The sequence below is a fragment of the Brucella sp. H1_1004 genome (genome assembly GCF_047308065.1).
Classification (GTDB): Bacteria; Pseudomonadota; Alphaproteobacteria; order Rhizobiales; family Rhizobiaceae; genus Brucella; species Brucella pseudogrignonensis_B.
In genome coordinates this window covers 1525032-1547456 of the sequence record NZ_JAYKZA010000002.1, presented here as the reverse complement: position 1 = coordinate 1547456, position 22425 = coordinate 1525032, and the positions used below count along the sequence as shown (strand labels likewise).

The following is a 22425-nucleotide window of genomic DNA, read 5'->3' as shown; positions in this document are numbered from 1 at the left end:
TGTTTCCTTTCGGCAATAAAAAACCGCCTTGCGGCGGTGGCATCGTCTTTAGTTGGATTATTGCTTTATCCCTGTGGCGTTGGCCATCAGTGCAATATTAGGTGCTGTTGTCGTTTTTGCTCGATACAGCAAGATGGCATCTTAAATCTGCCATATAGTCAATTAATCCAAGCTGAACCGAGTGACCATATCTGGATGTACCTGTGCTTAAACTTGAACCTGCTACAGTTCTTTGGGGCTATTTAGCTATTGCCGCGTTCACCGGGTTAGTGTCTGTGCCTCTGAATACAGATTGTCGAAACCCGGATTATGATGGACGGATGTTGGGAGCGTGCCTTCTTTCTGAAGGAATGGCAGCAGGAGTGGCTTGGCCAGCATACTGGGCATGGGCAGCCTATGACTTTGCGAGATTAAGTTTATTTGCGACGAGACAAAGCTAACCAAAAATTTGTAAACGCTTCGAAATTTTGAAAGTCGCGACTATCAAAAAAATCAATACCTAGAGAGGTCATTTTGCTAATGACTTCACCCACTCTTGAGTATGGAATATCGTCTATGAATATTGGATTGTATTTCCAAGCCCAAGACATATCTATGCCAGTATTCCTAAATTCACTAAGAATTTCAGGATTATCGACGATACGATCTACGATACCAGGGGGAATGAGGCTCGCAAATGATAGGTAGAGGTAATCCATTACGAACGATTTTCCGACTGTTACTCGATCTTTTGGTATCACCAAATCTGAGACATCATCCGTTTTTAGTATTCCTCCATTTCTAACCATGCGAAGTAGTATATTCTTTCGGAATAGCTTTTCTGTTCCCTCATTTGCAAGAGATTTTAAAGAAGCTTCAGCTCGATTAGGAGCAAGCCTGTCAATAATTTTCGCTGTTGTAAACTCTGTAAGACCACGCGTCAGTGTATAATCACGAAGGCCAACAGCCACTCTGAAATCATCTGGGACCCTATGACGTACGTGAGGGCTTATAAGATGATCAGGCGTCGCCTCGAATATTGTTCCAAAACCTATCCCATCAAGGTCAAGATAATCAGCGTATAGTATTATCGGAGCGGCCATCATCATCCAATGATACCGATCGTAGCGTTTTGCTCGGAAATCTGTCTCGATGATTGTTGTGTCGAACGTCTCATAAAAAGAGCGCTCTCGTTTCCAAAGCGGTCCAAAATCAATTGAAGCCAGATGATCGTAAATTTCGGGGCAAAGCAGATAGCCTGCCAATGAGTCAAACCCACCACTAAACGCAAGCACAGCTTTTGAGCCAACCCTGCGAGGATCAATGTGCCCTTTTGCTTCCATTTTTACAGGTATAATGCGTTGCAAATCAGCAAGACACTTTTCAGATACCTCGAAATCAAAATATACGTTTGGAAATTTTTTCCCGAATATGCTTATCAAACTCGTTGCAGCAAGATCATTATGGAAGTGAAACCCGTCAGGAACCTTGAAAAATATTGTGTCACGCATCCCGGACGTAGAAAATTCGAATACAACTTTCCCATCGATTAGTGCCGGTCTAGCAAAGCGCACCAAATTTTTCGGCATAGCAGAAGGGTATGTGCCAGCCAAAGAGAGAACTCTTTTTCTTATATTTGATTTGACTTTTTCTGGTACGAAACGTCGAACTGCCCCGGAAATGCTGTACATATTCATGACCTATCCAAAATGAATATTTGGGATATTCCGGGGGCTTGAGGTTGTCAACTCTTCCTTATAACGCCCAGAAGTTTAGGCAGTTTGCGTCCCACCCATAATAATGTGCGTTGGGGGAAACGTGACCACCATCTATGACAAAGTTTCCAGCTCCCTTTGCGCCATATAAATTTGTCACTCCGGGATCTCCATTGGGCTTCCGAGAGATGTACATTGTCACGCCCGACATGAAGGTATTGGCCCGCATATACTCATTTTCACTGGTTGGAGTGTCAATATATGGTCGTATCGTTCCCCCAACTATAGATACAGGTGTATTCGCACGCCCCCCGTAATCGTCATCAAGCATAATTATCTCTGAGTTTACAACTGAGATAAACGCTTTGAGTGGAACCAATAGGGAGCATTTCAGACTGTTTGAAATAACAATACGAGGAAACCAAATATTGGGGCCACTATCAACGTACTCTTGCGACCAATTGGAGATCGAAAGTTTAAAGTCCAATAGATGCGGGCTAGAGTTCGTTTTTGGCGAGACATTATCGGGTACTAACTGGTTGACCCCATCGATGATTATCTCACAATTCGAGCTGGCCGGTAGGCTTCTTGGATATCTTGCCGTAGTGCTACTTAGAGCATGGGTATTACACTTCACCGCCTCTAATGTCACGCGAGCGTTACTTGTAAATCCATGGAATGAACCACCAGTAAGGCGAATGCTACTCGGAAATATCATCTTTCTGTTACCGACAGAAAATCTTGCATCTGTAAGATCACACGCGACTATAACAAGTCCGTTAGTTGACAATCCGTGTACATCTGACCCTACAATCATGGGGTCTTCAACTGTAACATTCGGTAAAGAAACGTCTCTTCCTGGGTCGTGAGTAACTAAACCACCAGCTCGCACTACAGCTATTCTAGTGAAAACTGTTTCTGATACTTCTCGTGCTATGACAATTCGAGGTCTAATTACTTCAAACAGTCCGAAGAACTCGTTTCCATAGTCTGCGCGAGCCGCTAGCATTGCACCGGTTGCATTATCAGCAGTGCTTGCAGCTGGCCCAATGATGTAAGTACAGTCGACCATAGAGAATTTACCCGATCCTCCAATAGTTGAAGCCCCTTGTTTCATAGTGCATCTGATGGCGCGGTTGCTACCACGTGCACCCCAATGAGCATCAATTCTTGACAGTCCGCAATCAATCCACTGCGTATCTTTGATCTCGTTTGTGCCTACTGTACCCCATCCGTCGAAAGCATCGTAATCTCTCCAAGTAACTCCTATGCATCGACCGCCTCCGATAGTGTATGCCGCGCCGCCCATACGCTGACCTTCGGATGATCCCCCATCAAATAGTACATTCACGCAATCGGAAGCTTCTACCAAGCTTCTTACCATGTACTCACTAGGGCCGTCTTTTTCGACCCACTCAAACTTACCTACATACGTATTACTTCTCTCTGCGCGAACGCATCGTAAAGAACCGGGATTGTAAGCCTCAAAGAGTGGAAGATAGAAATATCTACGTTGTAGTTCTCTTGGGTAAACTACGCATCTTGTAACAGGTGCGTTATTGAACGATCTGTCAAAACCAACGGTAAGCATACCCGCAGCACCTGTGATAACGTGATCGAATATTTTCCGATCAGTACCATCACCGCGTAAAATATCCACTGTATCAGTATAAAACTGAACGTAAGCATCTCTATGATTTGCTAACACAGGATGATTTAACTGGTAGGAGTTGGCGCGCATTCCAGAACGATAATTATCGTTCAGGTCGGCTAACTCAACGGGTGACAGATCAAATTTCTCCACGTTGTTTTTAATGAGAAATACAGTTTCCACCGCCCACGTAGAAGGCTTTACGCCGCTCTCGTCGTCAAGCAGGATAGTGGCCCCACGCAGATCAGCATCTACAAGAACGTCGATCTGTTGATGACGCCAGAGATAAGTACCGGAGTTCTGCGCAACCTTCGCACCAATAGCGTACGCACAGTCAAAGCAATCCTTGATCCCCTGATCGGCAACCGTAGTGCCGGATTTGTCGATACCGAAGTGATCAAATGAAATCACTTTCTCGGCAATCTCCCACCAAGCGCCATCAGCCGATTGCACTTTGCCGGCGTGAGATGGCTCGCTTGCCACACGTTTGTAAAGCGCATCGCCGCCGTCACCCGCCGCTGCATATCCCGCCGTACGGATTGAATTAATCGTTGCCTTAATCGTTGCAAACGTAACAGCCAGTCGCGTGTCATAGACCGGAACCTCAATGGGACCAGCCTGAGCGATGAGAGAGGCAAGTGCGTCATCACCGTTCTCACGGTCTATTACTTCTTTATCGACACGAGCGTTAAGCAGCTTATCGCCCTGAACTCTAGCCGCAATTTCAGCGAGAAGCCCCCACCATGCTGCCTCTGTGAGTGCGCCACGATCTTGGATAGCCATGGTGAGGCGATCAAGCTGCAACTCTACACTGGGCGCGTCGTTGCGCTGATTGTTCGCAAGGCCAACTGTCTGCTTTGCCTGTGTCATGCGATAGCGCACGACTTTGTTAGGAGCTTGTGGCGCGTTGATGAACGACACCGTTCCGCCATTCGGCCATGAACTGCCAGCTATGGTGTAATGCGTGCCGAGGATTTGCGGTGTGTCGATACCATCAACATTACGCAGCGCGACGACGACCTCATCCTTTTGCAAAAACCGCTTTGGATAAGGGAAGTCCTTCGTCACGCCGTTAGCGTCAGAGATGTATTCCAGTTGGTCTGGCACAGGCACTGTCATTTGTTCGTTCCTCAACGAAAAAAGCCGCCTCAATGGGCGGCAAAAGATTCGACTCTTCTTGAATTTCGTGATGCTCTAGCCACGGGCAAAAGTTGGAGGGGCTATGAGTATCGATCCATTAGATTTGCAGAAGGCAACTATCAGCGTTTTAAGCTCTGTAGTTTCTGAGCTTTCATAATCTGGGCTTATTGATCTGGGCGCTTTGACCGAAAACATCCAAGGAACCGCAGCAGAGCATCGCAAGAGTGGAAACCACCAGATGGCGGAAGCGATGCACGTTCTGAGCGAATATCTGATGAAGACAGTGAAGGAGCAATCTGTTCGGCCAACCAAAGATCAGCCTTAACGCGGGTTTCAACAGGAACAGTCATGCGAGGCTCCATAAAAAAAGCCGCCCTGCGAAAGGGCGGCTTGAAACGAAAAAGGCCCCGCGTGAACGAGGCCGGATATTCAGATTGTGGGGATCAGTTAGCAGTCAGAGGCGAAACGCCCGTAATCCCTGCATTCGCCAGAGAAGCGATTTTTCGGACTTATTGAGCATGAGGTGGCGAACAAGGCGAGAGCAATTACTCCGCCAGTTAACACCTTCCAGCCCTTGGCCTGATCGAACCCTGTCCACGCGAAAATGAAACCGGCGACGGCTCCGATGACTAAAAGGAATTGCATTAGAACTCAGTCTTTCCTTGTCTCTGGTAAATTCATCGCATCGCCTGTTGCAGATTCTACCTTATCAAGAAGGCTGCGAATATAGAAAATATTCTGAAAGGGCAGCAATTGCCGCATTTTCCTCAAGTCTGATTTTGTCGTATCACCCGCAAAAACTGATCCGCTTGTTTGAAAAATGTCAGATACAGCCCCCGGTGTTGGACCAAGGAATGCGCCCACAACATTTCGGCTTGCGAACCTCGACACTTGTTCACCGGTGAATGCTGAGGCTCCTACCCTCCCGCGAGTAGCCTTTTCCATTATGCCATTTGCTTCCATGAGCCAGCCGGTTAAACCTGACTTATCAATCGCTTCTACCGCCCAAACAGAAGGGCTGTCCGAAACTTCACGCCCCGCTGTAATTTGCTTTGCAGCATAAGCGAAGGCACCAAGCCCTAGCGCTACCATGACACCTGATAGCGTTTCCGCATCTCTTTGCTGTAGCCCAGCGAGAGCAATCCGCTGCATGGCGGAAATCTGAAAGCTTTTGAACTGCCCCACTGTTTTTCCGAGTTCGGTACTCATCCAGAGCGGCTTATCCTGTCCAGGTGTAACAATGATGCGATCCACGTCCCGAACAACTGCGGTTCGGAAAGCCTCACGTGCAAGACGATCATTCCATGTGCCAGCTTTTGCCAAGAGAACGCCGCTCTGCGTTTCACCATGCTTTGAGAACTGTGCAGTGATGCGTTCAGCCATATTTGCATCGATGCCAGCTGCGGCAAGCTTTCGAATTTCCTTTGGGCTTGCGCCGCCCTTTGCGACTTTTTCAGAAGCACGGAGTAAGTTTGTCATAACAACCATACCGCTGAATTGCTTCATCGAAGCATTCCAAGGCGCCATAAGAGAGACGACGCCAAAGCGGGATCCCGCTGATTTTATGGCGCGCTCGAATTTGCTACCACGCCCGAAGTCGTCGCCAATCTCAGCAAGAGACATGGCACGGCTATCGAGGATCATATCAAGCGCAGTGCCTGCGGCTTTCACTTCAGCGCCTGCGAGCCTCACAGCCTTCATGTTCGACACCAAAGGCGCAAAGCCGTCTCGGAATGTTGACGTGAGGCCATGCTTAAGAAGGATACCCGCCATATCTGGAAATGCTGAAAGTGTCATGCCTCCGAGCAATCGCAAGTAGTTAAGGTTGCGCGCCACTCGTCCTGCCCGCAGTACGATTCCGTCTGGATTCGACGGCAAAGCATACTGCCCTCGCAATCGGTCGCGCATCGCCTCAATGTCGCGAACGGCGCTTTTTCGTGAGCGGTCAAGGCGTGCACGCTCTTTCGCCTTAGCTTCGGTGGATGCTGCCTTACCGTCTTTATCGGTCATGCGGTCAACGGCGGCAATCTTGCGATTTGCTTCGTCATTGATTTTTGCAATCTGCTCAGACATATCGACAGAACCGAATTTCTTGGCGAGCTCAACATCAGCAGACATCGTGCGCACCTGAGCGTGAAGCACTTCTTCGATATCGGTATTGAGAAATTCCTGAATCTTCTTGCTCTCGATGCGGAGAAGACGCTCTTTCAACGGACCGCGTGGTCCGGAAACAATGCTGTCATATGGAATGCGGCCGTCTACATTTCCGAGGATTGTATCAATCGTTTCCTCGACCAGTTCGCTTACTTCCTGATCGGAGAGGCGCGAAAATTCTTCCGCCTTCTGCGCTGCGGCGCTAGCCTTTGCATCTGCCTGTCGCGCAACATTTTCAGCATCACCGATCTTGGCCGCTGCATCGCGCTTAGTTATGAAATAGTCGTGCAGGATTCGGCCAAAGTCTGAGCGATACGCGGCGATCTTATCCTTGTTATACATGCGAAACAGGTGAGAAACGTCAGCCTCAACGGCGATATCTTCCGGCAACAACCGCGCTTCGATAGCAGCTCGCTTCATCGCATCATCAATTTGGCGGTAAACCTTTGCAGCCTCGGCAACTTCTGGGATAAGCGAGCGCGACAGCGAGCGGGATAAGCGCGCAGGAGAAGGCAATCAGAATGGAGCGGAGATCGATCATTTCTTATCGGCCTCCATTCGCTCGAAGATTTGTTTTCTTCGCTTCTTTCGCTTCACGAAGAGACGCCAGAAGCTGCGAAGCCTCGCCGACCAGATCTTCCATATCAGCATCGCCGCTCACCGCTTTTTCGAGTTCAAGATCATGTTGAAGTTGCGCTATCTGGCGCTCGCAGTAGTCGAAATATGCGGACTGAACGCGCTTGAAGATTGAGGCTTCAACCGTCTTTGACCGGCCAATACGCAGATTGTTCAACGTCCAGTAAGACATTCCATATCGACGGCTCAGGCGCTTAAGGGCGTTGCTATGGTCGCCCCACCCTTTCGCCTCTCTGTCCGTCATTTCGCGGACATAACGACCCGCCATCTCGCAGCTACTCATGTCGTGCTCCGAAACCAATTGATGTTGCTGTGACTGAAATTTTGAGTCCGTCATGCAGAAAGCCTCTCGCTATGTTCCTGATCAGAGACGACAGGGACACAACAGAAGGACGGACATGGAACACATCGGGCATTGCGCATGGCGCGTTTTGCAGAACGCACGAAAGGCCGCGATAGCCCGAAGAAATGACGCGGATGCTGGAATGCGTAGCAAGAGAGGAGTTCAAGAAGCGAAGTCCGCAGAAAAGCGCCTTGAACGCGCTTTCGCTGAAACATTCGACACCACGCGCCGCCCGGACGCATCCGCTACCGTCGAATATCCGGGCGACCGGAAAAGAACGCGACACAAAGGACGCTCGACGGGTTCTTGAATTTGAGATTGAGCAGGGCCTAATCATCGCCGCCACCCTGTTCTGTAGGCCGGTCCGCACATTCCTCGGCGGACCGGCCTTTATCGTCTGCCTTTGGGCGGGGGGCTTGGGAGGCGGCAGACGAAACTGAAATTTCTTCGTTATCGACCATGATATCGAGAGCGGTAATGAGCGCCTTGCGACCGACTTCTGTCTGCATACCTGCTGCGACAGTCTCAATCAGCTTAGCGTTTGCATATTCATTCTCTGGAGATTTCTGCTCATGCGTGTGCGTAGCAAGCGCCGTGCCATTTTCATACTCATTCAAATACAAATCGAAAACAGTGTTGGCGGCTTCAATTTCTTCGCGGCCTTTTTTCTCGACCTTGCGCAGATAGGCGACGAGCTGACCGGCGGCGGTCTTGTCGTACCCCTCGCCTTTCATTTCCGCGTAGACTTCGCGAATGTCAGCTTTGATTGTGTCTTCTTCCTCTTTGAGGCGAAGAACACGGTCGATGAAAGGTTTAAGCCGCGAGTTCGTCATGCGTTCGCCCTCGTACGGGAGCGCTTGGCAGACGGAACTTTGCCATTCTGCGCCAGCAACGAAAGCAGCTTCATCGCCGGTCCACGTGGCTTCATGCCAGCTTCCCAGAGTGAAACTGTGCTTTGGTCAACGCCGATTGCCGCCCCAAGCTCAGCTTGGGTCATCTTCAATGTGGCGCGGAGGTCTTTGACATTGATTGCTTGTTCCATACACAGACTATGGAAAACTCATAGTTATTTGTCAATGAGTTTCTCATAGTGAGTTATGACATAATCACAATCATGGAACTTCATGAAAGATTAGCAGCCGCTCGCAAGCAGGCAGGCTTCGATAAAGCGTCCGACGCTGCCGAAGCTCTTGGCGTGCCGTACCCAACTTATGCAGGGCATGAGAATGGAAGCTCAGGCTTCCGTGCGGATAAGGGTGAAATGTATGCCAAGCGGTTCAAAGTGCGCTTTGAATGGCTGATGCGCGGGACCGGCCCTATGGTCGATCTCGCGTCGAAGTATCGTGAGATACTTATGGCTTATGATAGCCTTCCTCCAGATCTTCAGGAGAGCTATGCCGATGTCTTGCGCAAGCTTGCAGCGCCTTACCAACCAGAAGAGCCTCGTCAAGAACAGGCTCAGGTAAAAGCAAAATCATCTTCAGAGTAGCATCGCGTTCAATGATTCTGCGCATCTCCAACAGAGATAAGCCGCCAGCAATTCCCCGCAACTCCGTAAGGGTTTCATCCCTCTTGGATTTCTTGCGCGGCTTATACCTGATCATTTACGCCCCCGAAGTTAGACCTTTTCCATCTCATCGACTTCTGGCGGCAACTGATCGCCATGAGCATATATAAGCTTAGGCGGCTCGAAATCGCCTGTTTCAGCATCGCCGGTATTCGTGAAGGCAATCACCATCGGGCTGCTTTTAGCCATTCTCTCGGCGGTGCGTCGTGCGTGCGCTACATCCTTTGCAATGAAAGGTGTGTCAGCTACCAGCTTGCCCCGCTGGCCCTTGCTGTAGCTCTGCACGATGAAATTAGTCTGTATGCCCATTACCCATACTCCCTGTACGCTTTTTATGTGCGGCAGGATGACTCAGGATTGAGAACAAATCAAGAACATTCTAAATTATAAATTGGCAAGTCGGAGCATTGCAAAATGTAGTATGTCTCTAAAATCCTAATAGCGAGAAGTGAGAAAACATGGCCGAGAAGAAAAAATACATTTGGGATGAGCTGAATGAAGCAGAAGCTCAACGAGCCCTCGCCACTTGGGAAGCGAAAAATCCCGAAGGCTTGGCAACGTCGTTAGGAAATTTCTTCATCGCTTGGGGGCAACTCGAATTAGGTGTTCAGGCGTTCCTGAGAGAAGTTTGCCAATCTGTGCGAGCAGATCACTTCCTTGCCCTTGGCGGGCAGCTTGATCTTTATCAAAAGACGCGAGCTCTAGTAGCTTTATCCCATGTCGGTGCGCCAACGCAGGATTGGCGAGAAGTTATGCGCGACATCGGCGGAATTATAACCGGGAGATTGCGGGAGTTCAGAAATCGTATGGCACATGACTTCTGGATAAACGATAACGAAGAAATTAGCTCAATAGAATTTCGTCCGGATATTGATAAAAAGCTAAATCTCGCAAAATTTACAAAGGAAAAGGTGAGGACACCGCAAGAAATAAACCACGCTACATGGCAAGTAGTGTCTTGCAATTTACAACTCAAACATCTTCGCGATTTGTATTTTGATGAAAATAAGAAGACCTTATCTCCAATTTATAAAATTCCCCGGAAACCGTTCTAAGCTCACATCACGGACTCGACTCTTAGAGATCAATAGAGATACATTGGGCTGCTGACCCCTCCTCGCACCCGGCTGGTAACCGGGGGTTATGCTGGAGGCTACTTAGCAGCCCAATCTCGCTCTGTTTTGGAAGCCTATGGCACACTTTGCTTAGACCAAACCAACTCGAGTACCGAGGACCAATTGGGGCCACCAAAAGATAAGCGCTTATCCAGAGGTGGGCCGGTGCAGTTATGAACGACGGCTTATTCGTTCGATGACCATGTAACACGAAACCCTTTTAGGTTCGTGCGCACGGACCGGAGGCTTTCTTATGAAGAAAACCCTTACGGTCACCGTCGATGTGAAAATCGATGTGGCGGCTATCCTCAAGGTAGTTCTGCCGTTCATCATTCTCATAATCATCTAACGGCATTGAAGCTTCGGTTAAACCCGGAGCTTCTTTGCATCGTGATTCTAGCACAGTTTGCGTTACGTCAAAAATTATTATGACTTTTCCATATTTCTATTTGACATAAGTATGAGTTTCTCATAGTTTGATCTCAACAAACGAGTTGGGAGCAACGAAATGCACTCCACATACCAGATCAACACAAACCTTCTTACTGGCGCTCTCGCACGCATGGCGAAGTCGGCTGTTAAGCCAGCGAAAAAGGTTCGCGATTATTCGCTACAGGCTGAAGCCTTCAGGCGCGCTCATGAGAAGCTTGCTGCTCACATCGCTTTCAATCGTTCACGCCCTTCAATGCGCAACTGGAAGCCTACCGCTTCTGAGCGCCGTTACATGATGAGCGGACACCTCAAGGCTGCTTACGCAGCAATCCGTTTTGAAAACACAGAAACACCAGCCGTCCGCACAGTGTCACTCGAAGAGTGCCTGCTGATCGGCTCAGACAGCCGGTGGAGGTAAGACGATGGCCGAGATTAAAACAGGCGGTCCAGCTTTCCCATGCGAAGGAGGTTCAGAGAGCGGACTGTATGCCGATCCAGGCATGACGCTCCGAGATTACTTCGCAGCGAAGGCGATGCAGGGATTGATTTCAGCGCACGATAGCTCCGGGACATGGACAGCGGTAGATATGAATGAAGGGATTGCAAAGCGAGCTTATCAAGCCGCCGACGCCATGATCGCAGCCCGCGAAGGCAGCGCATCATGACCTACGCCGCCCTCGCCCTCACCCTTTTAATCATCGCCATAGTAGCAACGTTTCTCATGCTCTGCCATGCCGAAACAATGGCGGAAATCGCTCGGAGTGAAGTTGATGCGTGAACTCACCCGCCTTGAAGCAATCACCGCAATCTTAATCGCTTTTGCAGCGCCGTATATCGCGCTCGGATGGGGGATTTGATGACCGATCACCTAACCCTCGCGAAAGTGGATTTATTTCTGGTTGCTATCAGCACATGCAAATCGATCGATGAGCGCAAGGAAGCGATTTTCGATTTGCTGGGGGGCTACTTGCCGTCAGACGTTCGCCCAATCCTCCATGAAATTCTCGAAGAAATCGACCCGATTTCATGCATTCAGGAAAGGAAAGTAGCGTGAGTTCTCAATCGTATGACTGGTGGCGCGCCACTCTCGACGGGAAGTCGCCGCCGATCCATGAAAGCGAACCGCAATGTGGGTACTTCAAGCTTCGTGACCGTCGCGGGCTAAACAAGAACCTTGCGCCCATCAAGCGCCCTTGGGTCGCAGCTGCAATCTGGAGAACCGAAGCTGGAGAGCTTCGGGCGGAAATAGCCGGGCAACCCGTCGAGATAGACACCGCTTGGCCATACGTCGCGAAATATCCAATCCCCTACGCTGATTACGAAACTTGGCATCGAACCGAGAAATGGCCGGAGAAAGCAGCATGAATAAGGTAGCAAAAATCGAACAGCCGCGCCCTACCCTTATCGGTACAATGGCGTCAGCATATAATATGGAGCCGAAAGCTTTTGCTGATACGGTTCGCGCAACATGCTTGCCAAACACCGCCAGCAATGAAGAATTTGCAGCCTTTCTGATGGTTGCCAAAGAATACGGCCTTAACCCGATCACTCGCGAAATCTACGCTTTTCCTAAAAAAGGTGGTGGCATTCAGCCTATTGTAGGCGTCGATGGCTGGTTCAATCTTATCAACTCACACCCACAGTGTGATGGCATAGATTTCATTGACGAATTTGACGAGAAGAAGAACCTCGTATCAGTGAAATGCTCGATCTATCGCAAAGATAGAAACCGCCCTACTGTTGTCACTGAATACATGGACGAGTGCAAACGCACGAGTGAGCCTTGGCAGAAATGGCCAAAGCGCATGTTGCGCCACAAGGCGGCAATTCAGTGTGCACGTTATGCCTTCGGCTTTGCTGGCATCATTGACCCCGATGAAGCAGAACGCAGCCCCGAAGTTATCACCCACGCAACTGTTGTGGCGCCGCCGCCTGTTGAAAGTCAGCAGGTCAAGCAGATCGCTCACGAACAAGAAGCTGTAGTTGAAGCCGAAACTGTTGAGCCTTTTGATACAGCTGCTTTTTTCACCGACCTAGAAACGCAGCTTTCCACCGCGAACGACATTGAAACCGTCGAAGAAATTTGGACGGAACTAGATCCCGAAGGAACCTTCGATGGTGACGACCTTAATCTTGAAATAGCGCACAAAATAAAAGCGCGGCGTCTTGCTCAGATCAACTCCAGTGGAGGGTCAGAATGATGGCGACCCGTTTCATTGAGACTGAATTTGAGCTTCGACAGGCTGTAAAATTCATTGAAGTGCAAAAGCTCCCAATAACAATCAATGTAACCGCGTCAGGAAAGCGAAGCAGCAAACAAAATCGGCTCAACAGAAAGTGGATGCTCGACATTGCTGATCAGGTAGATGGATGGAGCACGGAATATGCTCGCGGATATTGCAAGCTGCATTTCGGCATTCCCATCTTGCGCAATGAGGATGAGGAGTTCTGCCGAGAATACGATGCGCTTGTCAGGCCTCTTCCTTATGAGCACAAGATCAAGCTGATGATGGTACCGTTTGATTTTGGCGTCACCAGACTGATGACCGTCAAACAGCAGACCCGTTATCTTGATGCTGTACAGCGTCATTTTTCCGAACAAGGTGTCGTCTTAACCGACCCCGAAGGTCTCCTTCATGAGGAACTTGGAAGGAGTGCCGCATGATTGTCTCTTTCATAGCATCCAAGTTTCGCAATCTCTGGGAGCGCTTCGCTGATCCGCTGCCGCGCCTTCACCGGGAAGCAAACAAGCTTAAAGCCGATCTTGAAAAGGCCAAGCGCCAGAAGAAGGCTTACAAGCACATCGAGCGCGATTATGTGCGCAAGACTGCTGAAATCCTCGCAGTTGAACGTGGCGTGTCGTATCGCAACGGCTCTCTTGATTGGGGGCAGTGATGGCGAGGCGTGAATTCTCAAAGTCGGTATATGCCGAAATCGTCAAGCGTGCGATGCAGCCTAACGGTGATATCGCCTGCGAAGGTTGCGGCCTTATCCTTGGTAAGCGCAAGTATCACATCGATCATATCAAAGCAGATGCTCTTGAGATCGATAAGAGCGCAAAGCTTACTGCAAAGGACGGCCAGCTTCTCGGCGTCGAATGCTGCCATAAGGAAAAGACCCGTCAGGACGTGGCAGTCATTTCCGAAGCTAAGCGCCGCGAGGAAAAGCACCTCGGCATTAAGCGCCCGAAAGGCACGATTAAAAGCGCCGGCTTCCCGAAGTTCGAAAAGTCCGGTCACATCGACAAATCCGCCCTTCCCCCATTGCCATTGTCCCGGCTGATGCAGTCAGGGATTGCAAGGACACGCCCATGACAATCCCAGATGAAGCAGTACAGGCGGCAGAAATCGCAATCCACTGCGCAAGTGATACCGCTGACGCAAAAGAGTTGGCACTCGCCGCCCTCACAGCCGCTCTCCCCTTTCTCACTGGCGTTACGGTCAAGAAGCTGGAGTGGTTCGACGTTCCAGGGATCTCAACTGCACATAATAATCAGCCTCGCTACTGTGCGACTAAAACGCATAATGGCAAAGGTGAATTTTCTTGGTCTCTTGAAATTCATGGTCTGTTTTCAGCAAAATTCGAAACCCTCGAAGCCGCCAAAGCCGCAGCACAGGCCGACTATGAGGCTCGTTTTTGGTCAATGGCTGAGGTGTCCGCACTGGCCCCATCGCCGCGTGCGCAGGCGTTGGAGGAAGCGGCGAAGATTGCCTTAGATGTTTCCGAGAATGGCGAATACCACGGTGAAGCATCTGTAGACAGCACAAGCTCAATCTATCAGCAAGGCGCATTTGAGGTTTACGAGGCCATCCGCGCCCTCTCGTCTCAGCCTGTAGCGAACGCCTTGCCGCAGGACGTGATCAATCTTGTCCTAGCTGCGCGTGAGGCTTGGGAAACTTGGCAGTTACCGGAAGAAGAATTTAAAAGGCTTGATACGGCGCTTGAGGCATTCGCCAGCCGAGTTCCTTACGAGAACGAGCCTGACGCCCTCCCAGCCTCACCGGGAGCGTCGTCCACCCGCCCGACAGGAGGCAGCGATGCAGACGCTTGAGCTGTTCGGCCTTCTCGTATTCGGCCATGTGCTGGCAGATTATCCTTTGCAGGGTGACTTTCTCGCCAAGGCGAAGAACCGTTTCGCGCCTTTTGCTGGAACGCCATGGTATCAGGCACTTGGCGCACACTCGGCCATTCACGCCGGTTTCGTTGGCGTCATCACTGGCAGTCTGTTTCTCGCCCTCTGCGAATTCATTCTGCACTGCCGGATTGATGACTACAAATGCGCCGGCAAGATTTCATTCAATCAGGATCAAGCACTACACATCGCCTGTAAGGTGTGGTGGACGGTGCTTGCCGTATGGGTGTTGAAATGACATTTCTCACAGACGTTATTCAGGTCGAAACTACGCAAAACGGCAATGCCTTAGAGCTTCGTTTCAGCCGTCCTGTAACGGACGATGACCGTAAATCGCTAATGGACGCGCATAACGCAGCCTTGAACACCCGCCCCGACGCGCCTGTGGATGGGTTGGAGCGGTTTAGCTTGGCTGCTTGGAGCGAAGAACCTACCCACCATTCTTATATTGAGACTGATCCAGTAGGCGAATACGTCCGCTTCGATCAGGCCGAGGCCATCATTGCGGTGGAAAGGGCTAAGGCAGACGAATACTACGGTGAGGCAGTTGTGTCATATGACCGAAAGTTGCGCGTATCCGAACTCGAAGCCGACAACGCGGCGCTGACTGCGCGGGTTAAGGAGCGAGAACAGCAGCGTGATGAATACCGCGACAAATGGAAGTCGATTATGGAGCAGGAGAAATCCAGCCGGAAAACTTATTTGCTGCACACCAAAGCCCTCGAAACCCAACTCGCGGCGGCAGAGGAGCGTGAAAAGAAGGCTTTCAAGGCGGGATATGTGCTTGCCTGCTGCAATGTCGTTCATCAGCACGATGAACCTACAATAGCGCATGATGCATTGGCAGAGCTTGGCGTCACAAAGGCCGAAGTCAAAGCCATGAAGTTATCCGAGTTCGACATGAAGGCTTTGCGGATAATCGAACGAGACCGCGCAATCAGCCCTTACGCAAAGCACAATCCGAAAGCCCGTGCTGCCTTGGAGGTCAAGCCATGAATTTACGTGAAAAAGTAGCACGTTTTATTTCACCTGAATTGGCAAACCGAGCCGACGCTGCTGATAATCACGAAGCGAGAATTGAGGAGGCGGTAAAGTTCGATGCAAAAGAATACGAAATCTACAAATCAGAAATGGAAAATGTTTCCAAGTTTCTAGGGTCGCCTCTTTGGTACAATAGAAAGCGTGTTCCACGTAGACCAGTTGACCCAATGATGCGGGCATCCCTGTTTGCTGGCGGAAGGCTTCCTAAAGGTGAAGCGGACTATGGATATGCGATACGGGAAATTGACGCCTGCCTAAATAGGCTAACAGAGCAAGATTACAAAATACCTACAGTTTCCCTAATCGTTTACGACTTGGAAAAGATTAAGTCTGGTCTTTCGGAGGCTCGCCCATGACCCTCATTGACAGACTATCCAAGCTGGACGGGCCTGATAGGGAAGTGGATGCTCAAATCTACATCCTGTTTAATATCCCGACAGAACGCGCAGGCAGAATTGATTACGCCAATGGAATGGTTGGTTGGTGGCCGAAGGATGGGCCTTATGTCTCTGCCGTCACCGTTCCAGCCTACACCGCCTCTGTAGACGCGGCTATCGCTCTGGCTGCTCGCCTTTTTCCCGGCACGGAATACGAGTTCACCAATCTGTACAACATCGTTCGCGTGACAATCGAGATGAACGGCGAGTTCGGCGGCTTTCACGGCGAGCATGTCAATTCGCTACCGATAGCAATATGCATCGCCCTCTTGCGCGCAAAGGAGGCCAGCGAGCTATGAAGCCCGAAAGCAAATTTCCAGAAGCGCGGTATGCCATTGCTAGACTGTTTGTTTTGCTGGCTTGGCACGCTTTACCTAAAAATGCCGATTGGCCGAAAGAGCGCTTATGGACCGTAAATTCATCCATCAAGCAGCGTCTGAAACTATTGAGAAGCGAGGCCAGCCATGGCGAGTAAGGAACATGCTGAAATCTTACAGAACATGATGGCTGCTGCCGACAAGATGAAAACGGCAAACGATAATCTCTTGCAGGCTATCGGAATGATTGCTGCAACTGGCCAGATCACAGTCATCCCGAATGACATTGGGTGGTCAAAGCCCGTTATTCACCTTCCAAAAGCCATGTACGAGCGCATGTTGGAGATATTCCCGACAAGCCCACTAGGGGAGCAGAGCGAATGAAGCTGACAAAACAGCAGATTGATAAGATGCACTCGCTTCGTTCGGAATTGACGAAGGTTCGATGCTGGTTAACCGGATATCACGCAGGATCAAAAACCAATGTCGGCATTCCCGGAGAAGACAGCCTTCGACAGACCATCATGCTCATTGACGAGGTTGCCGGTCGCCAAGCCCTGAAAGGCGGGGAGTGATGAGCGCACTGCCGTACATTTACTATTGGGACCGGCAAGGCCGCAAAGGACAACCGTGTGAAGTCGTTGTTCGCGCCAAGGCCATGAATTCATGCCTCGTTAAATTCGATGACGGCTACTGCATGGTCACCAGCCGCAACGCCATTCGCAAGAACCCAGACCGCACCGCACTGCAAGAAAGGGGGAGAGAGTGAGTAACATTACACCAGATGAACACATCGCTTTTACACCGGACACATTAGCTGAACGCTGGCAATGCAGCGCGCAACACATACGCGATTTGGTGAACAAGAAGGCAATCCCGTCATTTCGCGTCGGTCGATTGTACAGGATTCCTTATAGCGCTGTATTGGATTATGAATGCCCTACGAAATCAGACAGAAATTATTCAGAGGAAAATGGTACGCAGTCTGGCATGACGGCGTCGAAACAAAGCGTAGGAGCCTCCGCACCACAGATAGTGATGAGGCCGCACGCCGTTTAGAGGATTTCAAGAGGGATTTTAAAGCACCGATCGGATCACTAGTAGGAGATATCGTTCGTGCATATCTGGATGCGCGTCAGGGCAAGATAGCAGACCCTGCACGTTTAAGGTTTGCGTGGAAACAAGCCGAAAGTCATTTTGCGCATCTTCGCCCAGATCAAATTACGGAAGATATCTGCTCAGCATATGCTGAAACTCGATACCTTGCGGGCAGAAAGGAAGCCACTGTGTTGAAGGAAATAAACGTTATTCGTCAGGCTTTAAACTGGCATGGCGCTAGCGGAGCAAAGTTTGAAGCTCCTGCAGCCCCACCCCCACGTGATCGGCACCTAACAAAAGAGGAATACAGAAAATTACTTAGCGGATGCGCGACGCCGCACATGCAGCTTTTTTGCATCTTAGCTTTAACGACAGCAGCGCGGAAAAGTGCTATTTTGGAGCTCACATGGGATAGAGTCGACTTCGATCGTAAGTTGATAAAGCTTGGTATTCCAGGAGATAAGAATCGCAAAGGGCGCGCTATCGTTCCTATGACTGAAAGCTCATTTAAAGCTTTGCAGGAAGCTTATGCAGCTAGACAGTCTCCTTATGTCGTAGAATACGGCGGAGATCGTGTCCTAGATATTAAGAAGGGGTTTGCTGCAGCAGTTCGTAGATCTGGATTAGCTGACGTTGTCCCTCACGACCTTCGTCACAGTGCCGCCGTATGGATGGCAGAGGCTGGCGTATCAATGGACGAAATTGCGCAGTACCTTGGACATTCGACGCCCGCTATTACATTTAAGGTCTATGCACGATTCTCGCCTGAGTATCTGCGAAAGGCGGCATCTTCACTGGAGTTCTAGGTTCATTTGAACCTGTGATCGCCGCCTAAAATAGCTCTAAACCATTGATTTTATGGCGCACCCGACTGGATTCGAACCAGTGACCTCTGCCTTCGGAGGGCAGCACTCTATCCAGCTGAGCTACGGGTGCATCGCCGGGAGGCGCGAAAGCCTCATTTGAGGCGTTTCTAGCTGAACCACATCCCGGCTTCAATGCCCTATTTAAACAACAGACAGAAATTTGGCAAAATAGACGCTAAAACTCTCCAGCGCATACTTATAGAAAACTGATTCAAAGAGTGCATGGCCTAATCCCCTCTAACGCGGGAATGAAACCATTTCACCATAGAGTTCGTGCAGCTTTGCCTTAACAGCTGGAGAGTTCTGGTAAACTTCAATGAACTTCTTCAGCCGTGCATCATCACGCAGTTCCGGCCGCGTAACGAACTGAAATGCATAGATCGGTTCGTTCTCGAAAATCAGACCAGATGATGCTTCTAATCCTGCAAGTTTGGCGAACGTAGGATAGGTAGCCGCGGCGTCGACATCATCCAGCGAACGCGCAATTTGCGGACCATCAAGCTGTACAATCTTAAGCGGTTTCTTCCATTTCACCACGTCTTCAAGGCTGGCGCGCTGGTCTTTGCCGGGCTTCAGCTCAAGAAAGCCCGCCTGTTGCAAGAGCAACAGTGAACGGCCCGTATTGATTACATCTCCTGAAAACCCAATCTGCGCGTTGTCAGGCAGATCTTCGAGTTTTGCATACTTTTTGGAGTAAAGACCGAAAGGGGTGCTAAACGCAGGAGCAACTGGAACAAGTCCGTTGCCGGTATTGGCGTTGGTGTATTCCAGATACGGAATATGCTGGAAAAGATTTGCATCTGCGGTCTTGTCTGCAACGGCCGTATTCGGCGTATTCCAGTCACTGAACTCCACCAGTTCGACATCCAATCCCTGCTCTTTCGCCTCCGCAGCTGCAACTTCCGCAGCCTGATTGGAAATGCTCGTTGCAAGCGCAACGCGCAGCACTGGTCTGTCCTCAGCATGCAGCGATACTGGGTTTGAAAAAGCAACAAGCGCCACGGCTGCCAAGGCGAAAAAGCCCCTGCGATGCACTGTGCCCAAACCGTTTGAGCTAAACGACTTCGATAAAATGGTCATGACACGCCTAAAAATTGATAATTTTAATCCAGTATATAGCTTGACCTTAGATTTAAGAAGCTAAATCTATCGCTAAAGATAATGAGTGAGAAGTTGATCACGATCAATGAAATCAACATCAGCTGCTCCTAACTGTCTTTGCAGCGTCATCAGACCATGTGAACGTGATCACGAGGGTCGTCGATGGCCTCAGAATCGTCCCCGCTTATCAAAAAAAAAAGGATACATCATGGCAAATCCAGCTAAAGTCGCATTAGTAACGGGTGCAGCACAGGGCATCGGTCGCGGTATTGCTTTGCGTCTCGCAAAAGATGGCTTTGATATTGCACTGGTCGATCTGAAGGCAGACAAGTTAGAAGCAGTGAAAAAAGAAGTTGAAGGGCTTGGGCGCAAAGCTTCAACCTTCTCCGCCGACGTTAGCAGGCGCGATGACGTCTATGCTGCAATTGATCATGCCGAAAAAGAACTCGGCGGTTTTGATGTTATCGTCAACAATGCAGGCATTGCGCAGGTACAGCCAATTTCTGATGTGAAGCCAGAAGAAGTCGACCGCATCCTAAAAATCAATATTGAAGGCGTTTTGTGGGGTATTCAAGCGGCAGCGGCCAAGTTCAAGGCACGTGGACATAAAGGTAAAATTATCAACGCCTCCTCAATCGCTGGCCATGATGGTTTTGCAATGCTCGGCGTTTATTCGGCAACCAAATTTGCCGTGCGCGCCCTGACCCAAGCAGCCGCCAAGGAATATGCAAGCGCCGGCATCACCGTTAATGCCTACTGCCCTGGCATTGTCGGCACTGACATGTGGGTCGAAATCGATGAGCGCTTCTCAGAAATCACGGGAGCACCAAAGGGTGAGACCTACAAGAAATATGTCGAGGGCATTGCTCTTGGCCGCGCACAAACACCGGAAGACGTTGCGTCGCTGGTGTCCTTCCTGTCGAGCCCGGATTCAGACTACATCACCGGACAGGCTATCCTGACCGATGGCGGCATTGTTTACCGCTAAGCAGATGACAAAAAAGGCGGGAAACTCCCGCCTTTTTTTATCCAACATGCAAACCAGGAGCTTCCTGGCCGGTGCTTTCAACATATTCTGTATAGCCGCCACCATATTGGTGAATGCCATCGGGCGTGAGTTCGAGCACGCGATTGGAAAGTGCGGACAAAAACCGGCGATCATGTGATACAAAAAGCATGGTGCCTTCATAAGCTGAAAGCGCCTTGATCAACATTTCCTTGGTATCGAGATCCAAATGGTTCGTCGGCTCATCAAGTACGAGGAAATTCGGCGGGTCAAACAACATTGCAGCCATCACCAGACGGGCTTTCTCACCACCGGAGAGAACCCGGCATTTCTTTTCAATGTCATCGCCAGAAAAACCAAAGCAGCCAGCAAGTGCGCGCAAAGGTGCCTGCCCCGCTTTCGGGAAACGCTGCTCCAGCCATTCGAGAATGGTGCTCTCACCATCCAGAATATCCATGGCGTGCTGCGCGAAATAGCCAAGTTTTACGCTGGCACCAAGATTGACTACACCCTGATCAGGCTCCGTTGTACCAGTAACCAGCTTAAGAAGCGTTGACTTACCAGCGCCATTGACGCCCATGATGCACCAGCGTTCACGGCGGCGGACCATAAAGTCCAGACCGTCATAAATCGTGCGGCTGCCGTAAGACTTGTTCACGCCCTTAAGACTAACAACATCTTCGCCCGATCGTGGCGCAGGCAAAAAGTCGAAAGCCACCGTCTGACGGCGACGTGGCGCCTCCACGCGGTCGATTTTCTCAAGCTTTTTCACACGGCTCTGCACCTGCGATGCATGGGATGCGCGTGCTTTGAAGCGTTCGATGAATTTGATTTCCTTGGCAAGCATGGCTTGTTGGCGTTCAAACTGCGCCTGCTGCTGCTTTTCATTGAGCGCACGCTGGCCTTCATAGAAAGCATAATCGCCGGAGTAGCTTGTGAGTGAGCCGCCGTCGATTTCAATAATTTTGGTCACAATACGATTCATGAACTCGCGATCATGCGAGGTCATCAGCAATGCGCCGTCGTAGTTTTTGAGGAAGGATTCGAGCCAGATCAGGCTTTCGAGATCAAGGTGGTTGCTTGGTTCGTCAAGCAGCATAACGTCAGGACGCATCAGAAGAATACGGGCAAGCGCCACACGCATTTTCCAGCCGCCGGACAGTTTGCCGACATCGCCGTCCATCATTTCCTGACTGAAACTAAGACCAGCAAGCACTTCACGTGCACGACCGTCCAAACCATAGCCATCAAGTTCTTCGTAACGCGCCTGTACCTCGCCATAGCGCTCGATAATTGCATCCATCTCATCGAGACGTTCAGGATCGCACATGGCGCTTTCGAGTTCGCGCAGTTCGGCTGCAACAGCACTGACTGGCCCTGCCCCGTCCATAACTTCGGCAACAGCAGAACGTCCGCCCATTTCACCAACATTCTGGTTGAAATAGCCGATTGTCACGCCTTTTTCGACATTGACCTGCCCTTCATCAGGCAGTTCTTCGCCGGTAATCATACGAAAAAGCGTAGTTTTACCCGCACCATTTGGCCCAACGAGACCGATCTTCTCGCCGCGATTCAACGCAGCAGAGGATTCGATGAAGAGAATGCGATGGCTGTTAGACTTGCTGATATTATCGATGCGGATCATGGTCGAGGGAGGCCTTGTGAAAACTTGGCCTCCCTATGACACGGCTTGCC

Annotated in this window: 32 protein-coding genes, 1 tRNA gene and 1 pseudogene; 23 read left to right on the top strand and 11 right to left on the bottom strand. The window is 50.2% G+C overall.

Annotated features, from left to right (window positions below; all coding sequences use genetic code 11):
* Window positions 1–416 precede the first annotated feature (416 nt).
* The 5 genes from U2P60_RS14885 to U2P60_RS14865 all read right to left on the bottom strand — a co-directional run bounded on the left by U2P60_RS14885 (window position 417) and on the right by U2P60_RS14865 (window position 7558).
* The gene (locus tag U2P60_RS14885; protein WP_413573203.1) at window positions 417–1676 is read right to left on the bottom strand and encodes a hypothetical protein; all 1260 of its coding nucleotides are present in this window, start codon (window positions 1674–1676) and stop codon (window positions 417–419) included.
* A gap of 58 nt (window positions 1677–1734) precedes the next feature.
* Entirely contained in the window at window positions 1735–4464 is a 2730-nt protein-coding gene (locus U2P60_RS14880; protein ID WP_413573202.1) for a hypothetical protein, read from the bottom strand.
* A gap of 185 nt (window positions 4465–4649) precedes the next feature.
* A complete protein-coding gene (locus tag U2P60_RS14875) occupies window positions 4650–4835 on the bottom strand; it encodes a hypothetical protein (RefSeq protein WP_413573201.1) in 186 nt (61 codons plus the stop codon).
* A gap of 301 nt (window positions 4836–5136) precedes the next feature.
* On the bottom strand, window positions 5137–7059 hold the full coding sequence (locus U2P60_RS14870) for a hypothetical protein (RefSeq protein WP_413573200.1): 1923 nt from the start codon (window positions 7057–7059) through the stop codon (window positions 5137–5139).
* Window positions 7060–7183: 124 nt separating this feature from the next.
* Window positions 7184–7558 (bottom strand): hypothetical protein, encoded by a 375-nt coding sequence (locus tag U2P60_RS14865; protein ID WP_247875295.1) that lies wholly within the window; start codon window positions 7556–7558, stop codon window positions 7184–7186.
* Between the two features lie 202 nt (window positions 7559–7760).
* Here U2P60_RS14865 and U2P60_RS14860 point away from each other — a divergent pair, with 202 nt between their 5' ends.
* Window positions 7761–7928, top strand: a complete 168-nt coding sequence (locus tag U2P60_RS14860) for a hypothetical protein (RefSeq protein ID WP_413573199.1) — start codon at window positions 7761–7763, stop codon at window positions 7926–7928.
* A gap of 19 nt (window positions 7929–7947) precedes the next feature.
* On the opposite strand, the gene U2P60_RS14855 is transcribed toward U2P60_RS14860, so the two are convergent.
* Together U2P60_RS14855 and U2P60_RS14850 are read right to left on the bottom strand one after the other, a co-directional pair.
* A complete protein-coding gene (locus tag U2P60_RS14855) occupies window positions 7948–8451 on the bottom strand; it encodes a DUF2312 domain-containing protein (protein ID WP_413573198.1) in 504 nt (167 codons plus the stop codon).
* A complete protein-coding gene (locus tag U2P60_RS14850) occupies window positions 8448–8660 on the bottom strand; it encodes a helix-turn-helix domain-containing protein (RefSeq protein ID WP_413573197.1) in 213 nt (70 codons plus the stop codon). The genes U2P60_RS14855 and U2P60_RS14850 overlap by 4 nt, the downstream gene beginning before the upstream one ends.
* 48 nt (window positions 8661–8708) lie before the next feature.
* Here U2P60_RS14850 and U2P60_RS14845 point away from each other — a divergent pair, with 48 nt between their 5' ends.
* Window positions 8709–9107, top strand: a complete 399-nt coding sequence (locus tag U2P60_RS14845; RefSeq protein ID WP_413573196.1) for a helix-turn-helix domain-containing protein — start codon at window positions 8709–8711, stop codon at window positions 9105–9107.
* A 129-nt stretch (window positions 9108–9236) separates the two neighbouring features.
* Here the strand turns inward: U2P60_RS14845 and U2P60_RS14840 are convergent, their stop codons facing one another.
* Entirely contained in the window at window positions 9237–9494 is a 258-nt protein-coding gene (locus tag U2P60_RS14840) for a hypothetical protein (RefSeq protein ID WP_413573195.1), read from the bottom strand.
* A 149-nt stretch (window positions 9495–9643) separates the two neighbouring features.
* On the opposite strand from U2P60_RS14840, the gene U2P60_RS14835 reads away from it, so the two are divergent.
* The 20 genes and pseudogenes from U2P60_RS14835 to U2P60_RS14740 all read left to right on the top strand — a co-directional run bounded on the left by U2P60_RS14835 (window position 9644) and on the right by U2P60_RS14740 (window position 18563).
* The gene (locus tag U2P60_RS14835) at window positions 9644–10240 is read left to right on the top strand and encodes a hypothetical protein (RefSeq protein ID WP_413573194.1); all 597 of its coding nucleotides are present in this window, start codon (window positions 9644–9646) and stop codon (window positions 10238–10240) included.
* Window positions 10241–10808: 568 nt separating this feature from the next.
* Window positions 10809–11150 (top strand): hypothetical protein, encoded by a 342-nt coding sequence (locus U2P60_RS14830; protein ID WP_413573193.1) that lies wholly within the window; start codon window positions 10809–10811, stop codon window positions 11148–11150.
* Between the two features lie 4 nt (window positions 11151–11154).
* Window positions 11155–11397: a hypothetical protein gene (locus U2P60_RS14825; RefSeq protein WP_413573192.1), complete on the top strand. Its 243-nt coding sequence runs from the start codon at window positions 11155–11157 to the stop codon at window positions 11395–11397.
* A 191-nt stretch (window positions 11398–11588) separates the two neighbouring features.
* Entirely contained in the window at window positions 11589–11786 is a 198-nt protein-coding gene (locus U2P60_RS14820) for a hypothetical protein (RefSeq protein WP_413573191.1), read from the top strand.
* Entirely contained in the window at window positions 11783–12097 is a 315-nt protein-coding gene (locus U2P60_RS14815; RefSeq protein WP_413573190.1) for a hypothetical protein, read from the top strand. The genes U2P60_RS14820 and U2P60_RS14815 overlap by 4 nt, the downstream gene beginning before the upstream one ends.
* Window positions 12094–12933 carry a RecT family recombinase gene (locus tag U2P60_RS14810; protein ID WP_413573189.1) on the top strand — a complete coding sequence of 280 codons (840 nt, stop codon included), beginning with the start codon at window positions 12094–12096 and terminating at the stop codon, window positions 12931–12933. The genes U2P60_RS14815 and U2P60_RS14810 overlap by 4 nt, the downstream gene beginning before the upstream one ends.
* Entirely contained in the window at window positions 12930–13397 is a 468-nt protein-coding gene (locus U2P60_RS14805; RefSeq protein WP_413573188.1) for a hypothetical protein, read from the top strand. Before U2P60_RS14810 ends, U2P60_RS14805 begins: the two co-directional genes overlap by 4 nt.
* Complete coding sequence (locus U2P60_RS14800; protein WP_413573187.1) at window positions 13394–13627, top strand: hypothetical protein; 234 nt, start codon at window positions 13394–13396, stop codon at window positions 13625–13627. The genes U2P60_RS14805 and U2P60_RS14800 overlap by 4 nt, the downstream gene beginning before the upstream one ends.
* Window positions 13627–14046 carry an HNH endonuclease gene (locus U2P60_RS14795; RefSeq protein WP_413573186.1) on the top strand — a complete coding sequence of 140 codons (420 nt, stop codon included), beginning with the start codon at window positions 13627–13629 and terminating at the stop codon, window positions 14044–14046. The genes U2P60_RS14800 and U2P60_RS14795 overlap by 1 nt, the downstream gene beginning before the upstream one ends.
* Window positions 14043–14783 carry a hypothetical protein gene (locus U2P60_RS14790; RefSeq protein ID WP_413573185.1) on the top strand — a complete coding sequence of 247 codons (741 nt, stop codon included), beginning with the start codon at window positions 14043–14045 and terminating at the stop codon, window positions 14781–14783. Before U2P60_RS14795 ends, U2P60_RS14790 begins: the two co-directional genes overlap by 4 nt.
* A complete protein-coding gene (locus U2P60_RS14785) occupies window positions 14770–15102 on the top strand; it encodes a DUF3307 domain-containing protein (RefSeq protein WP_413573184.1) in 333 nt (110 codons plus the stop codon). The genes U2P60_RS14790 and U2P60_RS14785 overlap by 14 nt, the downstream gene beginning before the upstream one ends.
* Window positions 15099–15860: a hypothetical protein gene (locus U2P60_RS14780; protein ID WP_413573183.1), complete on the top strand. Its 762-nt coding sequence runs from the start codon at window positions 15099–15101 to the stop codon at window positions 15858–15860. Before U2P60_RS14785 ends, U2P60_RS14780 begins: the two co-directional genes overlap by 4 nt.
* Window positions 15857–16261, top strand: coding sequence for a hypothetical protein (locus U2P60_RS14775; protein WP_413573182.1), 405 nt, complete (start codon window positions 15857–15859; stop codon window positions 16259–16261). Before U2P60_RS14780 ends, U2P60_RS14775 begins: the two co-directional genes overlap by 4 nt.
* A complete protein-coding gene (locus U2P60_RS14770) occupies window positions 16258–16641 on the top strand; it encodes a hypothetical protein (RefSeq protein WP_413573181.1) in 384 nt (127 codons plus the stop codon). The genes U2P60_RS14775 and U2P60_RS14770 overlap by 4 nt, the downstream gene beginning before the upstream one ends.
* On the top strand, window positions 16638–16817 hold the full coding sequence (locus tag U2P60_RS14765) for a hypothetical protein (protein WP_413573180.1): 180 nt from the start codon (window positions 16638–16640) through the stop codon (window positions 16815–16817). Before U2P60_RS14770 ends, U2P60_RS14765 begins: the two co-directional genes overlap by 4 nt.
* Complete coding sequence (locus tag U2P60_RS14760) at window positions 16807–17043, top strand: hypothetical protein (protein WP_413573179.1); 237 nt, start codon at window positions 16807–16809, stop codon at window positions 17041–17043. The genes U2P60_RS14765 and U2P60_RS14760 overlap by 11 nt, the downstream gene beginning before the upstream one ends.
* Complete coding sequence (locus tag U2P60_RS14755) at window positions 17040–17234, top strand: hypothetical protein (RefSeq protein WP_413573178.1); 195 nt, start codon at window positions 17040–17042, stop codon at window positions 17232–17234. Before U2P60_RS14760 ends, U2P60_RS14755 begins: the two co-directional genes overlap by 4 nt.
* Window positions 17234–17428, top strand: coding sequence for a hypothetical protein (locus U2P60_RS14750; protein WP_413573177.1), 195 nt, complete (start codon window positions 17234–17236; stop codon window positions 17426–17428). The genes U2P60_RS14755 and U2P60_RS14750 overlap by 1 nt, the downstream gene beginning before the upstream one ends.
* Window positions 17425–17580: pseudogene (locus tag U2P60_RS14745) on the top strand (excisionase family DNA-binding protein); the annotation flags it as partial. The gene U2P60_RS14750 and the pseudogene U2P60_RS14745, both read left to right, overlap by 4 nt.
* A 14-nt stretch (window positions 17581–17594) precedes the next feature.
* The gene (locus tag U2P60_RS14740) at window positions 17595–18563 is read left to right on the top strand and encodes a tyrosine-type recombinase/integrase (protein ID WP_413573176.1); all 969 of its coding nucleotides are present in this window, start codon (window positions 17595–17597) and stop codon (window positions 18561–18563) included.
* Between the two features lie 53 nt (window positions 18564–18616).
* Here U2P60_RS14740 and U2P60_RS14735 read toward each other — a convergent pair.
* Together U2P60_RS14735 and U2P60_RS14730 are read right to left on the bottom strand one after the other, a co-directional pair.
* A tRNA-Arg gene (locus U2P60_RS14735) sits at window positions 18617–18693 on the bottom strand.
* A 167-nt stretch (window positions 18694–18860) separates the two neighbouring features.
* Window positions 18861–19703, bottom strand: coding sequence for a MetQ/NlpA family ABC transporter substrate-binding protein (locus U2P60_RS14730; protein WP_413573175.1), 843 nt, complete (start codon window positions 19701–19703; stop codon window positions 18861–18863).
* A gap of 229 nt (window positions 19704–19932) precedes the next feature.
* Here U2P60_RS14730 and U2P60_RS14725 point away from each other — a divergent pair, with 229 nt between their 5' ends.
* Window positions 19933–20712, top strand: coding sequence for an acetoin reductase (locus U2P60_RS14725; protein WP_313826456.1), 780 nt, complete (start codon window positions 19933–19935; stop codon window positions 20710–20712).
* Between the two features lie 37 nt (window positions 20713–20749).
* Here U2P60_RS14725 and abc-f read toward each other — a convergent pair whose 3' ends face one another.
* Window positions 20750–22375, bottom strand: a complete 1626-nt coding sequence (gene abc-f / locus U2P60_RS14720) for a ribosomal protection-like ABC-F family protein (protein WP_413573174.1) — start codon at window positions 22373–22375, stop codon at window positions 20750–20752.
* Between the last annotated feature and the right edge of the window lie 50 nt (window positions 22376–22425).

Excerpts from the sequence above, each read along its gene's own strand:
- U2P60_RS14780 (WP_413573183.1), top strand. The coding sequence starts at position 15,099 with ATGACATTTCTCACAGACGTTATTCAGGTCGAAACTACGCAAAACGGC.
- U2P60_RS14755 (WP_413573178.1), top strand. The coding sequence starts at position 17,040 with ATGAAGCTGACAAAACAGCAGATTGATAAGATGCACTCGCTTCGTTCG.
- U2P60_RS14785 (WP_413573184.1), top strand. The coding sequence starts at position 14,770 with ATGCAGACGCTTGAGCTGTTCGGCCTTCTCGTATTCGGCCATGTGCTG.
- U2P60_RS14885 (WP_413573203.1), bottom strand. The coding sequence starts at position 1,676 with ATGAATATGTACAGCATTTCCGGGGCAGTTCGACGTTTCGTACCAGAA.
- abc-f (WP_413573174.1), bottom strand. The coding sequence starts at position 22,375 with ATGATCCGCATCGATAATATCAGCAAGTCTAACAGCCATCGCATTCTC.
- U2P60_RS14880 (WP_413573202.1), bottom strand. The coding sequence starts at position 4,464 with ATGACAGTGCCTGTGCCAGACCAACTGGAATACATCTCTGACGCTAAC.
- U2P60_RS14860 (WP_413573199.1), top strand. The coding sequence starts at position 7,761 with ATGCGTAGCAAGAGAGGAGTTCAAGAAGCGAAGTCCGCAGAAAAGCGC.
- U2P60_RS14795 (WP_413573186.1), top strand. The coding sequence starts at position 13,627 with ATGGCGAGGCGTGAATTCTCAAAGTCGGTATATGCCGAAATCGTCAAG.
- U2P60_RS14800 (WP_413573187.1), top strand. The coding sequence starts at position 13,394 with ATGATTGTCTCTTTCATAGCATCCAAGTTTCGCAATCTCTGGGAGCGC.
- U2P60_RS14775 (WP_413573182.1), top strand. The coding sequence starts at position 15,857 with ATGAATTTACGTGAAAAAGTAGCACGTTTTATTTCACCTGAATTGGCA.
- U2P60_RS14825 (WP_413573192.1), top strand. The coding sequence starts at position 11,155 with ATGGCCGAGATTAAAACAGGCGGTCCAGCTTTCCCATGCGAAGGAGGT.
- U2P60_RS14830 (WP_413573193.1), top strand. The coding sequence starts at position 10,809 with ATGCACTCCACATACCAGATCAACACAAACCTTCTTACTGGCGCTCTC.
- U2P60_RS14770 (WP_413573181.1), top strand. The coding sequence starts at position 16,258 with ATGACCCTCATTGACAGACTATCCAAGCTGGACGGGCCTGATAGGGAA.
- U2P60_RS14820 (WP_413573191.1), top strand. The coding sequence starts at position 11,589 with ATGACCGATCACCTAACCCTCGCGAAAGTGGATTTATTTCTGGTTGCT.
- U2P60_RS14850 (WP_413573197.1), bottom strand. The coding sequence starts at position 8,660 with ATGGAACAAGCAATCAATGTCAAAGACCTCCGCGCCACATTGAAGATG.
- U2P60_RS14765 (WP_413573180.1), top strand. The coding sequence starts at position 16,638 with ATGAAGCCCGAAAGCAAATTTCCAGAAGCGCGGTATGCCATTGCTAGA.
- U2P60_RS14725 (WP_313826456.1), top strand. The coding sequence starts at position 19,933 with ATGGCAAATCCAGCTAAAGTCGCATTAGTAACGGGTGCAGCACAGGGC.
- U2P60_RS14835 (WP_413573194.1), top strand. The coding sequence starts at position 9,644 with ATGGCCGAGAAGAAAAAATACATTTGGGATGAGCTGAATGAAGCAGAA.
- U2P60_RS14855 (WP_413573198.1), bottom strand. The coding sequence starts at position 8,451 with ATGACGAACTCGCGGCTTAAACCTTTCATCGACCGTGTTCTTCGCCTC.
- U2P60_RS14865 (WP_247875295.1), bottom strand. The coding sequence starts at position 7,558 with ATGAGTAGCTGCGAGATGGCGGGTCGTTATGTCCGCGAAATGACGGAC.
- U2P60_RS14875 (WP_413573201.1), bottom strand. The coding sequence starts at position 4,835 with ATGACTGTTCCTGTTGAAACCCGCGTTAAGGCTGATCTTTGGTTGGCC.
- U2P60_RS14760 (WP_413573179.1), top strand. The coding sequence starts at position 16,807 with ATGGCGAGTAAGGAACATGCTGAAATCTTACAGAACATGATGGCTGCT.
- U2P60_RS14870 (WP_413573200.1), bottom strand. The coding sequence starts at position 7,059 with ATGAAGCGAGCTGCTATCGAAGCGCGGTTGTTGCCGGAAGATATCGCC.
- U2P60_RS14750 (WP_413573177.1), top strand. The coding sequence starts at position 17,234 with ATGAGCGCACTGCCGTACATTTACTATTGGGACCGGCAAGGCCGCAAA.
- U2P60_RS14840 (WP_413573195.1), bottom strand. The coding sequence starts at position 9,494 with ATGGGCATACAGACTAATTTCATCGTGCAGAGCTACAGCAAGGGCCAG.
- U2P60_RS14805 (WP_413573188.1), top strand. The coding sequence starts at position 12,930 with ATGATGGCGACCCGTTTCATTGAGACTGAATTTGAGCTTCGACAGGCT.
- U2P60_RS14730 (WP_413573175.1), bottom strand. The coding sequence starts at position 19,703 with ATGACCATTTTATCGAAGTCGTTTAGCTCAAACGGTTTGGGCACAGTG.
- U2P60_RS14810 (WP_413573189.1), top strand. The coding sequence starts at position 12,094 with ATGAATAAGGTAGCAAAAATCGAACAGCCGCGCCCTACCCTTATCGGT.
- U2P60_RS14790 (WP_413573185.1), top strand. The coding sequence starts at position 14,043 with ATGACAATCCCAGATGAAGCAGTACAGGCGGCAGAAATCGCAATCCAC.
- U2P60_RS14740 (WP_413573176.1), top strand. The coding sequence starts at position 17,595 with ATGCCCTACGAAATCAGACAGAAATTATTCAGAGGAAAATGGTACGCA.